Below are 12,914 nucleotides of genomic sequence, written 5' to 3'. Positions count from 1 at the left end.
CTAACGAACTGCAAAAGGTTGGCCTAATTTTGTCAATACTTCTTTAACGGGTGTTTGATAAAGTTCCTTGAAAAAATCAGCAAGTTGATCATCCGGTGCTGAAAGCACAAAACTATTCTGACCCGATGTTTTTAATAAACCAGCATAAGCTGATTTACCAGTATTACGGTCTGTCATCGTCATATGTTTGATATCAAATACTTGTGCCAGCGGTAACCTCAATTGACGTTCTGATAGTACTGGTGTCAATGTCGCAAACTCATCAGCATGAATTTCAGGTAAATGCCAAGCAGCCATTTGTTCATCAAACATAGAAAAAGCTGTCACGACAGCACGATGAACTGTAAATGGATTTTTAATATCATCAATTCGCATAGCTGTTACAATTTTTTCTGCTGCCGCCCATGCTTTTGGATATAACGCAATCATCGTTTCAACAATTGCTGTCGTTTCCTGTGGTACATTATTTAAAAATACTTGTAAGTCTAGTAACGTTAGTAACCGTAATGCTGCTTCTCCCTGATTATTTTCAGCTTCTTTCGTCAATGTCTTTTGAACACCCGCAACCATCCCCTTAACAACATCATCTGTCAACAAGCCATGTGCTGCCTGTTCCCGATAAACAATTGCTCGCAAAGCTGGTTGATATAAGTAAGTCGCCATAACCATCAATTGATCAGTTAATGACACATCATCATCATTCAATTGAAAATAAATTTGTGGATAACCATTTAATGTCAATAGCATCATTAATAATTCTGAAGTTGCTAGAAAATTTGGTGCGGTTGCATCATTTACTTCAACCATCAATCGTGTCCCTAACATTGCTGTGGTTACTTGATCATGCGTAATAACCCCACTCGCTTCCTCATTACCTCGTAAAACAACGGACCCGGGATATACCTTATTGACCTGATCTAATAATGTGATTGTTTCTTTTGCAAATTTCATTTATTTTTCCTACTTTTATTTTTTAGATATCATGGCACGTATTTCTACTAACAATTGCCGTGCAGTGGTTGCATTTATTTGCGTTGCTTGATTTAATTTTTCAACGAGTTGTGGTAATTCTTCTTCTGTTGCACCGACTTGAAGAGCAAGTGACTTCGCTTGCAATGCCATATGACCTGCTTGGATACCTGTCGAAACCAAGGCGCGTAATGCCGCCAAATTTTGTGCCAAACCTGTCGCAATAATAATGCTAGCCAATTGTTCAACATTTGGATTATTCATAATATGATGATTTAATTTAACAGCTGGTACAATCCCAATCGACCCACCAACAACGCCAATTGATAATGGCATCACGGTTCGACCAACCAATTGTTGCTGTTCTACTTGCCATGAAATTAATCCTTGATACTGACCATGACGTGCAGCATATGCATGTAATGATGCATTAACAGCCCGTGTATCGTTGCCACTTGCTAAAACCACCGCCTCGATACCATTTAAGATACCTTTATTAGCAGTTACTGCCCGATGTGGTGACAAAGTTTCCAGATGACTGGCCAAAGCAATTTTTTCTGCAACAAGTTCACCTGACAATCCTTGTTTGGTTGCTAATGCATCAACTGGTATCGCAACTTCAGCTTCAACCAAAGATTCTGTGCCATAGTTTGATAAGATCGCCATTAATACCTGGTATCCTTGCTGACGGAGCTGATTTGCAACAGCTTCAGCCATTGTATTGACTGTATTCGCACCCATCGCCTCTTTTGTATCAACCAAGACATTGACCGCCACATTAGTTTCATCTAGTAGTTCGACTGTTATTTTCTGCGCACCGCCACCTCTAGCTAACATCGATGGATGTGCATCATTCGCACACTGTAATAGTTGTTCTGTATTATCGATAATATAAGATTGTAAGCCATCTACATCTTGCACATTAACCAATAATACTTGCCCACGCATAAAATGTTGTCGGCGTCTTGTTTTGACACCCAAACCTTGACGCATCATACGTGCACCATTATTGGCTGCTGCAATCACGCTAGGTTCTTCTGTTGCCATTGGTACGATCACTTCTTGACCATCAACTGGCAATTGTAACAATAATCCCGTCGGTACACCAAAATTATAAATATAATTTTCAACTTGCTGTGCCCCAATCTTATCATATTGCTGTTGCATCAGTGTTTGTTCCGCAACTGTTAACTTTTGATTATCAACTAATACTGCCAGCCGTTCTGACCATGATCGTTTATAAAAATTATGCCAATCTGCCATTCATTTTTCCTCGTTGTTCTATCTATTTATTAGTTTAACAGTTCTTTACTTATTTTTGCGATTAGAAGAGCATTATTTAAAAAAATTCGTAAAATGAAAAAGACTGACATTTAACCATATGCAATGGTAAATTGTCAGTCTTGCCATATATTAAGAATCAAAAAATTTTTGCTAACACATGTCATGAAAGCTTATTTTTAATCAATCTGTTTTGAGTTATCTGGCCAGGATTGCACAATATATTTTACTTGATGATTTTCATCAATGCGAGCATATAAACGTTGCGTTTCTTGTTCATCAAAGAATCCTAAATCAACAGTTGGTATACCCTCTAATAACACAACCCCTTTAACACCATTATGCATAACTTCATGTAATACACGCCAGTTTTCTTGGTATTCTTTTGTTTTTTTGACGGCACCTTTTAGTGTATAACCATCATCTAAAAACTCTTTAATTGCGGCAACTGTTACATATGTCGTGTAATTATAGACACGTGCATCTTGTTCACCTTCTCGATTTAATGAAGAGATAATGCCTTTGCTCTCCCAATAACGCAATTGACGTGTTGACACACCCGTCATTGTTGCTAATTCACCGATTCGAAATTGAAATAAATCCGATGCCAAAGCCTTCATACGAAAGTGATGTTCTCCTGAAAATGCCATAACCCCGCTCCTTCAAATATTGTCGCTTTTATTGTCAGGTCATTTAACAAATTTGTCAACTTCGTTAAATGTAGCACAAGAAAATATCGACAAATCAAAGATTATCCTGTGACCAAATCTCATATCGATATCGCCACATTATGGATTTGGTGTGTCATCACCACCATCTGTATCATCACCACCATCTGGATTAACTTGTTGAATACGTGAAGTATCTGACTTTGGTTTATCCTTTTCTGGTGCATCTGTTTCATACAATGTTTGTGATTTTTTATCATTACGTTGATGCCACAAAGATGTTGAGTTTGTACCTAATTGTTTATCAAGCTTTAATAGCTTTGCTAACCCATTCGAATAGTTATACTTTGATGCATCGACTCGTTGATAACCTTTTGGTTTGTAGAAACGTAATAAATCTTTTTGATTAAGATTATCGGATACTTTTAATTGTTTTTTAACGATTTCCTGATCTTTTTCAAATTTTGCCTTGATTTTCTTTGAAGGTGCTTTAATTGCTTCACCTGTCGCATTATCGTACAAGACATGATTAGTGTACGTATATTCTGGTGTCACGAAATCTTTGTCACGGAAGGCGACCACTTGTTGTCGGTTAGTACTTAACAAGTCTTGCCCTAATTGCACATATTTCTTTGAATCAACACCCAATAAATGTAAGATCGTTGGCATCACATCAATTTCACCACCATAAGTATGGTTGATACCACCACCATGCCAACCAGGAATATTAATCATAAATGGCACACGTTGCATTTGTGCATTATCAAAATCACCCCAATCACTGGCATCTTTACCTAAGACGGAAGCTAATTGTTTATTTTCTGAATTTGAAATACCATAATGATCACCGTATAGCACAATAATTGATTTGTTATATAGTCCTGATTTCTTCAAATAGTTAAAGAATTCACCGATTGATTGATCCAAATAATGGTTTGTTTCAAAATAACCGTTAACAACATCAGAATCTGTATCCGTCGTCGTAAAGTTTGGATCTTTATCTTCATCATCTAGACTATAAGGGAAATGATTCGTTACCGTAATATACTTCGCATAAAATGGTTGTTGCATTTTTTCTAAGTACGGAATTGAATCATAAAATAATAACTTATCCTTTAAGCCATAACCCATGGCTTTGTCCCCAGATGTATCATAATAACTGGCATCAAAGAAATATTGATAACCCATATTTTTATAGACGTTATTACGATTCCAGAAACTAGCATTATTACCATGGAAGACAGCTGATGAATAGCCACCCGTTTGTTTTAATATTGACGGCATAGCTTCAAAGGTTTGATCATTACCTTGTGTCGCAAATAATGATCCTTGTGGTAAGCCAAAGGTTGATGTTTCTAACATATTTTCCGCATCGGAAGTTTTTCCTTGGCCAACTTGGTGAAAGAAGTTATCAAATGCAATCGTTGAATCTGAATGATAGATATTATTCAAATTAGGTGTCACTTCTTGGTCATTGACCTTTAAATCAAGTGAAAATTGTTGGAATGATTCCAAGTGAATCACAAAAACGTTCTTACCTTTTGCAATACCTGCATATTTAGCATTTGCATCTGCATAATGTTTATTCACATATGACAAAACATTATCAATATCAGATTTCTTCGCTGTTTTTCGCATCTCGGTTACGCCGTGTGTTTTAATACCATCCAACACAGTATAGGCATCAATACCAAGATACTTAACCATCATTTTACTATCAAATTGACGTGTAATTAGTTGTGGTCGATCAGCCTCACCTAACACAAGCATTGTCATGAACCCAAATAACGCAAAGGTTGTCATCGTAAAGCCCATAAATTTTGATGTTTCACGCTTGTCAAAACGCATCTTTTTTAATAGAAATAAGATAATAAAAATTGGAATATCAATCCAATAAAGTAAATCATGAATATTTGTCAGGGCAAATCCTGAAGCGCCTAATCCTTGATTTACTTTGTCATAGCCCAACATCGTTGCTACGGACATAAAGTCTGTAAATTCACGATAATAAATAACATTTAAATGCACCATTAATGTATTAATGATGTACATAATAATCGCCACTGGGTAAAATAACTTAGACTTTCGAAAATAAAAAGCTATCCCGATGAGTAACGTTGCAATCGGTATTGGATTAAGCAACAAGGTGATTACTTGAACAATGGAAGCACCTGAATAAAGATGGAAATCCATTATATTTGCTAATTGTGTTTTTGCCCAGACTAATATGATCAAGATTAAGACAAAACCTAATCGTGTATTCATCCAAGCAAAACGACCCTTATGCGCCATAGTTGTTTGCTCTCTTCTTTCTAAATCTTGTAACTCTGATTTTAAAAGTAATATCTGTCCCATTATAGCGCAAAATCGCTTATGGCACCTTAGTCTTTTTTCTAAAATGATAAATATGCGGTAAAATAGTAAAAACATCATTAATGAGGCAATAATATGATAGAAAAAGGTTTCCAAATTAAACATGAACATGGCATCGGCACAATTCGTGATGCTGCCATTATGATTCGTAAAGCTGTTTTCATAAAAGAACAAGGTGTGCCCACAGAAATTGAATTAGACGACCTCGATCCTGAGACAATCCATTATGTTGGTTTTTTAGCAGATAAACCAATCACAACAGCACGTGTCGCTAACAATGATGAACAACATCATTGGCACGTTCAGCGTGTTGCTACAATAAAAACGGCACGTGGTAACGGTTATGCAGCTGCTTTATTGCAGCAAATCATTACTGATGCAACACAAGCAAATGTCGAAATTTTGGATTTAGGTGCTCAAGTTACCGCCATTGGTTTTTATGAAAAACTAGGTTTTAAAGCTGAAGGTCCTATCTTTAAAGAAGCTAATATCAACCATCGTCATATGGTATTGCACTTAAAGTAATTATAATGGTGATAAATCTATACAATAGGGATTGGCACATCAGTCGTTATGACCAGCTAAAAAGGCGCTAATCTATCAATTTTGATTGGTAGATTAGCGCCTTTAAACGCGTTTCAAAAGACTGAAGCCTTTTGTCACACTCTCATTATCATCAAATGATTTCATTAATAATGTTCCGATAGTCTGTCACTGGTTTGATAAATTCTTGATATGACTGTTGTGATAAATACGTAAAACTTGGCCAGAAACGATCATCAACCATAAACTTCAGCGCACTCACTGTTGCTTCCCAAAGCTTTTCTGCCTCCTCTGGTTGATCATTTAACGTTAATTTAACAACTTCTGTCAATTTTTTAACAAAAGTAAAATAACTACCAAAATCAGGCAATGTACATACTTCAATAAAATGAAGTGTCTTTGCAACTGTCTCTTGATCCCCATTTTCCAAGGCCAATAATAATAATTGGAAGTTTAACAAACCAACATTCCAAACTGCTGCTGGCAAAAAGTTATCCATTTCGACCAAACCATAGCCTTCTAGTGAGGCGATTTGTTGTACCTGATCAGACATTTTTTTAACCATTGTTTTGACCGTACTATACTGCTCATGACGAATAATATTAGCAAATAATAACATATCCGTCGATGAGTATGAATCACGATGATCTAAAATTTTAACAATGGTTGGTCGTGCAATCTCCACTAAACGATAGCGTTGTGCAAAGTTAACGACTTGAGCATTGATTGCACGAACGACATTTAATAACAAACGTGTGTCTTGTGTTTCCTCAAATAATGATAATACTTGATACACCATGTCTTCATTAGGTGTTTGTGTATACGAATTTGGATCTAGTCCTAATTCTTTAATCGTTGAATCAACCAATTCCGGTTGTGTTAAATAAATGTGCAATAACAATTCGTCATATGAAACCCCAATTGTACTCAGTAAATTCACAAATGTTGTTGCACTAACACGACCATTTCCTTTTAGATAGTCATATAAACGTGATCTTGAAATATCGACAGATTTTAAAATAATTGGAATGGAAATATTACGTTTCTTAATAAAATGTATTAACGCATTTCGAACTGCTTCAGCAGGGACGCGATTTTTACCCATGATAAATTATTCCTCCAACACTTGTTGTATTGCGTACTATTATAACGCGAATTAGTCAATCAATAGTAAAACTTGTCTATTTTTATCTATTATTTATCAGACGGTTTTAATTGTCACGATGATAAACTGTCTTCGTATCAAAAAAATCATTCAAAACAACATTTTGCCCAGTCATCGTTTCATGTAACCGAATACCATCTACATTTATCCGCGCGTTGCGATAATAATCATCTGTCAACTGACCCCAAGAAGTTTGTGATGCATCAACATTATCAAAAATATGAAAACCAACGCTCTTCAGATAAGTGTATTTTTCATTATCATTCGTATAATTAGTGAAAGAACCAATGTCTGCACCAAATGGATAGATTAGCACAGGGGTTTTACCAACAATTGGTTGTACTTCTTGCTGCCAAAGCTTTGTATCCGCTTTGATATTGTCGATATTTGATTCTGTCATATTAATATGTCCCCATGAATGGGATGCAAACTACCAACCTTCTTTTTTCATCGCATCAGCGACTTTTGTTGCACGTTTTGCTTCTTGGTGTGTCTTTTTTGTATGACCATATTGACTGACTGATGAACGATAACCTAACGTACCGTTATAACCTGTTTCAGCAACAATACCCTTTGACCCACCATAAGAAAAATCAGGATGTTTTTTAATAAATGTATCAATAATTGGCACCATATCATAGTCGCCAATCTTTTTTTGACCATTTACGGTATATTGATTTTTAACAGCACCATTTTTATTCAGTAATAATTTATCGGCAAACCCAGAATCTTTCATATACTCATAATAATTAACATCATCCTGAGAAAGAATTAGTGGTTTTTTCCCTACTGGTAACTGAATTGGTTTAAATTTTAACTTGCCTTGCTGATTAATCGAAATAATATCCTTAAAATTAATTAACACATAGCCTCTATCATATAACTGACTAAGCATTGGCTTAAACTCATCAATTGTAACCATGTAATCTTTATACCCTTAAGCTTGTTTAGATGAAAATGCCTGCTTAGGATCACCAATTAATGAATGATAAAAAAGATGTGAAATCTTTGTTGGGTCATCCCACGTGACCAATTTTGATTGTTAGTTATTGATATTCTTTTTCAGCTGATTGACGGTTGCACCTTTATGCCCAGATAGCAGCGCTTTTGCTTTTTTATATTGATATTGTTGACTTAATATTTTTGCCTGTTTCACTGCTTTAGACGTATGACTATCATTTTTCAGCCCTCACATCATCATTGATATCCCCGTAAAGGCCTAAACTTGCCCCTAAAATCAGTCCGATGAAAAGATTCGTCTTTTTTATTTTCAACACGTCTATCTCCCTGTAACTTATATGAATATTAAATACCAAGTTAGGGCCATTTTATATCTTGTAATCAGAAAAATACAATTATTTGCATTACCTTAGCCATTTAAAAGTGATCACATAAAAAAAGAGTGACCAGAATCACCCTTTTAAAAAAATTATTTTCACATCATGGCAGTTACCTATTCAGATTTATTTCAAATAAGCAACTGGTTTTTGTACGTCAATCTTGGTACCTTGATATTTATCTTTCACATATTTTTGAATCGCCGGTTCATGATAAAGTTTGACTAATTTTTGATAAGTCTGTTTATCTTTATGCGAAACATCAGCTGCTGTCGCTAAAATATTAACATTTTGACGGGTGCTTTGATTGATTTTCTCATGATAGAGTGAATCTTTCAGCACATTAAGGTGTCCTTCTAAGGCGACAGTATTTGAAATTAATGCAGCATCAACACTATTCAAGACACGTGGACCAGTTGTATCATCAATCTTTTTAAATTTTAACTGACGCGGATTTGATACGATGTCATCCACATTACCCAATGAGTTAAAACCTGCTTTCAATTTGATCAACCCCGCATCTTGTAATAATAACAACCCGCGTGCGGTATTTGCTGGATTATCTGCAATAGCAATGGTTGCCCCAGTCCCAATATCTTTGATTGCCCGATACTTATCTGAATATATGCCCATTGGCTCTAAGTAAGTGGTTCCTAACACGGTTAACTGATGTTTCGGATTTTCGTGATTATAAGCCTCATAATATGCATACGATTGAAAAGCATTAACATTCACATTATGCTCTGACGTTGCATTATTCATTTGCACACCATCGTTGATCTGCTTCACATGAATTTTCAAATTAAGCGCCTTAGCCTCTTTACTTTTGGCAATATATTGCCAAACTTGATAATCACTTCCCATTGATCCGACTGTGATTTGATCAGGCGCATTCGCTATTTTGTAAGTATTGACCACATGTAAGCCAACCGCAACAACACCAAGTATCACGAAGCTGCTGATTAATATCAACCAATTTTTTAACTTCACTTTTTAGCCTCCCTTATGTCGATGCCTAAATATGAATTGTTTGCCATCAAAATCGTTCAACTCTACGGGCAATCCAGTCACCAATGATTTGTGTCATAAATACCAACACTAAAATCACTAATAATGCCGCAATCGTTACATCATTTTCAAAACGGGCATAGCCAACACTAATCGCAATATCACCAAGACCCCCTGATCCAATCGCACCTGCCATTGTTGTCAACCCAAGCAAACTAATAATCGTAACAACTGAAACACGAATAATATCAGGCAAACACTCTCGTAAATAAATACGAAAAATAATTTCAGCAGTACTCGATCCCATGGCTTGGGCAGCTTCAATGACTGATGGTTCAATACTTAATAATGCATTTTGAATCTGGCGAGCATAAAACGGAAAAATACCAATAATTAATGGCACTAAGGCAGCTGGTGTCCCAACCGTCGTGCCAACAATGTACTTTGTGACTGGTGCAATAACTGCTAGTAAAATAATAAATGGTATTGATCGTAATAAGTTAACGACTTTATCTAAAAAAAGATAAAATGGTGGGTCAGCATCAATACCACCTGGTTGCGTCACAACAAGGAAAATGCCTGTTCCAAGCCCCAACACACCTGCAATCAATGCTGACCAGAACGTCATATATAGTGTTTCCCAAGTGGATTGAACAAATTGTGGCCAGATACTAACAACGTTTGGAAACAAATTAGCTAACATAAATTTCTCCTTTCGCCTGTGGTACATCAGAACAATCAGTGACCTTGACACCTGCTCCCTCTAAATAGCGCAACACTTGATCAAATTGATCACTTGGGGTTGATAAAATAACTAACATGTACCCTAATGATAATTGCGCAACTTTTTGTACGTTGGCAAAAATAATATTAGCCTTCACACCATACTGAATAGCTAATTCTGAAATAACTGACTCACTAGTTGCTTGACTAGAAAATCTTAAATATAATAGGTGTTCATTTGGTTGCAATTTCTCTACTAGTTTATCTTCTATGATTTGTTGGCGCATTTCAGTCACATTTGCTGCCGACTCAACAAACTTTTTTGTTAGTGGTTGTTGTGGATTCGTAAATAATTCACCAACTGAACCACGTTCAATAATTTGTCCTTTTTCTATCACAGCAACTTCCTGACAAATTGACTTAATGACTTGCATTTCATGCGTAATCAAAACAATAGTGAGCCCCAATTGATCGTTCAGTTTCTTCAATAATTTTAAAATCGCTTCAGTTGTTTGCGGATCCAAAGCACTGGTTGCCTCATCGCTAATTAAAATATCTGGGTCATTTGCCAAAGCACGGGCAATGGCAACACGTTGTTTTTGCCCACCTGATAATTCGTCTGGATATGATTGTGCATATTCCTCTAATCCCACTAATTGCAACAACTTTAAAGCCTTAGCCTCACGATCTTTGCGTGATATTTTTTGACTCAATAACGGATATGCAACATTGTTTAAAACTGTACGTGAACGTAGCAAATTAAAATGTTGAAAAATCATACCAATCTTTTGCCTAACACTACGCAACTTTTTATCTGTTAATTGTTGTAAATTTTTGCCAGACACCATGACCTGACCACTGGTAGGCCGTTGTAATAAATTAATCACTCGTACCAAAGTACTTTTACCAGCACCTGAATAACCAATAATGCCATAGATGCTACCTTTTTTTACTTGTAATGAGACATTATCTACAGCTGTTACTAATTCATCGTTTCGCTTAAAAGTTACCTTGATATCTTGCAAATCAATCGCAATATCCGTTACACCCATTGCATGCTCCTCCCTTTATTTTCTTTTTCTGCAGTATTGATAATAAAAAAGACGATTTATCAACTAAAGTGCATTCCACCATCAACTAACAATGATTGACCAGTAATATAGGCTGCACTCGGTGAAGCAAACCAAGCAATAATTTCTGCAACATCTTCAGCAGTTGCCTCACGACCTAAACCAATTTCCGTTAAACAATTGGCTTGTTGTTGCGGAACAGAAATTCCTTTAATTTGAGCCGTTTTCGCATCAATTGCATCACGTAATGGGGTGCGGACAATACCAGGACAATATGCATTAACTGTAATTTGATCAGGTGCCAATTCCTTAGCAGCAGCTTGCGTTAAGCCCCGAACACCAAATTTGGAAGCTGAGTAAGCACTCTGTAAGGCTGATGCCTCAATACCAGCAAGTGAAGCAGCATTAATAATGCGACCACCATGACCTTGTTGTTTAAATTTCTTGGCAGCAGCCTGAATGCCCCAATAAGTGCCTTTCAGATTAACATCAAACAATCTAGCAATTTTTTCTGGATCTGAATCAATCACTGAATCAATAAAAGCAATACCGGCATTATTTATGAATACCGCTAATTCACCAAAATCATTGACCGCTTCATCGACTAGGTGAAAGACAGCTTGGCGATCGGCAACATCCAATACATAAGCCTTTGCCTCAAAACCTTGATCACGTAAATTTTGAACAACTTTTGTCACGGTTTGTTGATTAATATCGGCGGCTGCAATATTAAAGCCATCCTTTGCTAAACGATAAGCAGCTGCTTCACCGATTCCTTGACCTGCCCCTGTAATAATTGCTGTTTTTCTCATGTGTATATCTCCTTTTCAATCTCATTTTTATACTAAATTAAAACCCCCACTTCTGTGTTATACAGAAGTGAGGGCATCACGTTACCATTCTGATTTGTTTGTCGATTACTCAGACAAACCTCATTAACCAAAATATAGGAAATTTTGCCTATATTTCGGTTTGTCCAATAACGGAGACAACCCGAACAATGCTAACATTATTGCTCACATTGCTTAATCATCGGCCATTTTTCGTTTACTAACACAATTACGACTCTCAACAGTTATCGTTTCTCTGTAAATTTGTTTTGTAACTACTTTCCGAATCACATTATTTTACTTATTGCTTAATAAAAAAATCCTTAGGAAAGATATCTTTCCTAAGGACGTTTTGAACGCGGTACCACCTTAATTCCTGGTAAACACCAGCTTATTATGTTGCCATAATTAACTTGATATTGGTAGTTAACCATCGACAGCTCACTGACGCTCGCCAATCTTTCGCTCAAAGACCATCTTCAAATTGCTTAGCTACTTGTTCACACCCATCACAAGATCTCTGAGAACGCCACAATTTTACTCATCTCTTCATTGCTTTTTAATCTTATTTTAATCTGGTGTAAATTTTAAACTCATTAATTTGAGATGTCAAGATTAAATATATCCGTATTGAGTATTTTTAAACAAAAAGATGGTGGCGTAGCTTATCTCTCATCATGCGCATTAATATCACGTATAATAAAAAATCTAAACTGTACATTTGATCTAATCTGCCGCTTAAAAACATTAACACCTATTTTTGATGAGAGCGAGAACAAAGTCATTTTGGATTCGGTGTGTAACGTGGTTTGGACGTTTTGCGGTCGTCAGACCGTGAAGCGGGTAAATCCGTTACATTGAGAATCCAGTCTTTGTGAACGCGTTTATGCTATAAAAATTATAGGCTTATAATTCAAATAATTTTAGCAAAAAGAGGTTGAAACATT

Annotated in this window: 12 protein-coding genes and 1 other annotated feature; of the genes, 1 reads left to right on the top strand and 11 read right to left on the bottom strand. The window is 36.1% G+C overall.

Annotated features, from left to right (window positions below):
• From ACSKY2_RS07645 to ACSKY2_RS07630, 4 genes are all read right to left on the bottom strand, one after another.
• Positions 1-951 carry an IpaB/EvcA family protein gene (locus ACSKY2_RS07645; RefSeq protein WP_489877344.1) on the bottom strand — a complete coding sequence of 317 codons (951 nt, stop codon included), beginning with the start codon at positions 949-951 and terminating at the stop codon, positions 1-3.
• Positions 952-966: 15 nt separating this feature from the next.
• Positions 967-2,232, bottom strand: a complete 1,266-nt coding sequence (locus ACSKY2_RS07640) for a hydroxymethylglutaryl-CoA reductase, degradative (protein WP_489877343.1) — start codon at positions 2,230-2,232, stop codon at positions 967-969.
• A gap of 197 nt (positions 2,233-2,429) precedes the next feature.
• Positions 2,430-2,900 carry a MerR family transcriptional regulator gene (locus ACSKY2_RS07635; RefSeq protein ID WP_489840396.1) on the bottom strand — a complete coding sequence of 157 codons (471 nt, stop codon included), beginning with the start codon at positions 2,898-2,900 and terminating at the stop codon, positions 2,430-2,432.
• A gap of 138 nt (positions 2,901-3,038) precedes the next feature.
• Entirely contained in the window at positions 3,039-5,210 is a 2,172-nt protein-coding gene (locus ACSKY2_RS07630; RefSeq protein WP_489840609.1) for an LTA synthase family protein, read from the bottom strand.
• Between the two features lie 156 nt (positions 5,211-5,366).
• Here ACSKY2_RS07630 and ACSKY2_RS07625 point away from each other — a divergent pair, with 156 nt between their 5' ends.
• Positions 5,367-5,816, top strand: coding sequence for a GNAT family N-acetyltransferase (locus tag ACSKY2_RS07625; protein WP_489877342.1), 450 nt, complete (start codon positions 5,367-5,369; stop codon positions 5,814-5,816).
• 151 nt (positions 5,817-5,967) lie between these two features.
• Here ACSKY2_RS07625 and ACSKY2_RS07620 read toward each other — a convergent pair whose 3' ends face one another.
• The 7 genes from ACSKY2_RS07620 to ACSKY2_RS07590 all read right to left on the bottom strand — a co-directional run bounded on the left by ACSKY2_RS07620 (position 5,968) and on the right by ACSKY2_RS07590 (position 11,949).
• Positions 5,968-6,939 carry a helix-turn-helix domain-containing protein gene (locus tag ACSKY2_RS07620; protein WP_489877341.1) on the bottom strand — a complete coding sequence of 324 codons (972 nt, stop codon included), beginning with the start codon at positions 6,937-6,939 and terminating at the stop codon, positions 5,968-5,970.
• 106 nt (positions 6,940-7,045) lie between these two features.
• Entirely contained in the window at positions 7,046-7,399 is a 354-nt protein-coding gene (locus ACSKY2_RS07615) for a hypothetical protein (protein WP_489877340.1), read from the bottom strand.
• Between the two features lie 30 nt (positions 7,400-7,429).
• Entirely contained in the window at positions 7,430-7,921 is a 492-nt protein-coding gene (locus ACSKY2_RS07610; protein ID WP_489877339.1) for a hypothetical protein, read from the bottom strand.
• A gap of 541 nt (positions 7,922-8,462) precedes the next feature.
• Positions 8,463-9,326, bottom strand: a complete 864-nt coding sequence (locus ACSKY2_RS07605) for a MetQ/NlpA family ABC transporter substrate-binding protein (RefSeq protein ID WP_489877338.1) — start codon at positions 9,324-9,326, stop codon at positions 8,463-8,465.
• A gap of 46 nt (positions 9,327-9,372) precedes the next feature.
• Positions 9,373-10,047: a methionine ABC transporter permease gene (locus tag ACSKY2_RS07600; protein WP_489840402.1), complete on the bottom strand. Its 675-nt coding sequence runs from the start codon at positions 10,045-10,047 to the stop codon at positions 9,373-9,375.
• Entirely contained in the window at positions 10,037-11,119 is a 1,083-nt protein-coding gene (locus ACSKY2_RS07595; protein ID WP_489877337.1) for a methionine ABC transporter ATP-binding protein, read from the bottom strand. The genes ACSKY2_RS07600 and ACSKY2_RS07595 overlap by 11 nt, the downstream gene beginning before the upstream one ends.
• 59 nt (positions 11,120-11,178) lie before the next feature.
• On the bottom strand, positions 11,179-11,949 hold the full coding sequence (locus ACSKY2_RS07590) for an acetoin reductase (protein WP_489877336.1): 771 nt from the start codon (positions 11,947-11,949) through the stop codon (positions 11,179-11,181).
• 358 nt (positions 11,950-12,307) lie between these two features.
• Positions 12,308-12,529, bottom strand: a binding site (T-box leader).
• Between the last annotated feature and the right edge of the window lie 385 nt (positions 12,530-12,914).

The organism is Weissella sp. ESL1156, from assembly GCF_058505625.1.
The sequence above is the reverse complement of the archived record's forward strand: the minus strand, read 5'-3'. Positions and strand labels throughout refer to the sequence as shown.

What these genes read in the sequence shown, in the direction of transcription:
- ACSKY2_RS07645 (WP_489877344.1), bottom strand. Translation starts at nt 951, where the DNA reads ATGAAATTTGCAAAAGAAACAATCACATTATTAGATCAGGTCAATAAG.
- ACSKY2_RS07640 (WP_489877343.1), bottom strand. Translation starts at nt 2,232, where the DNA reads ATGGCAGATTGGCATAATTTTTATAAACGATCATGGTCAGAACGGCTG.
- ACSKY2_RS07635 (WP_489840396.1), bottom strand. Translation starts at nt 2,900, where the DNA reads ATGGCATTTTCAGGAGAACATCACTTTCGTATGAAGGCTTTGGCATCG.
- ACSKY2_RS07630 (WP_489840609.1), bottom strand. Translation starts at nt 5,210, where the DNA reads ATGGCGCATAAGGGTCGTTTTGCTTGGATGAATACACGATTAGGTTTT.
- ACSKY2_RS07625 (WP_489877342.1), top strand. Translation starts at nt 5,367, where the DNA reads ATGATAGAAAAAGGTTTCCAAATTAAACATGAACATGGCATCGGCACA.
- ACSKY2_RS07620 (WP_489877341.1), bottom strand. Translation starts at nt 6,939, where the DNA reads ATGGGTAAAAATCGCGTCCCTGCTGAAGCAGTTCGAAATGCGTTAATA.
- ACSKY2_RS07615 (WP_489877340.1), bottom strand. Translation starts at nt 7,399, where the DNA reads ATGACAGAATCAAATATCGACAATATCAAAGCGGATACAAAGCTTTGG.
- ACSKY2_RS07610 (WP_489877339.1), bottom strand. Translation starts at nt 7,921, where the DNA reads ATGGTTACAATTGATGAGTTTAAGCCAATGCTTAGTCAGTTATATGAT.
- ACSKY2_RS07600 (WP_489840402.1), bottom strand. Translation starts at nt 10,047, where the DNA reads ATGTTAGCTAATTTGTTTCCAAACGTTGTTAGTATCTGGCCACAATTT.
- ACSKY2_RS07595 (WP_489877337.1), bottom strand. Translation starts at nt 11,119, where the DNA reads ATGGGTGTAACGGATATTGCGATTGATTTGCAAGATATCAAGGTAACT.
- ACSKY2_RS07590 (WP_489877336.1), bottom strand. Translation starts at nt 11,949, where the DNA reads ATGAGAAAAACAGCAATTATTACAGGGGCAGGTCAAGGAATCGGTGAA.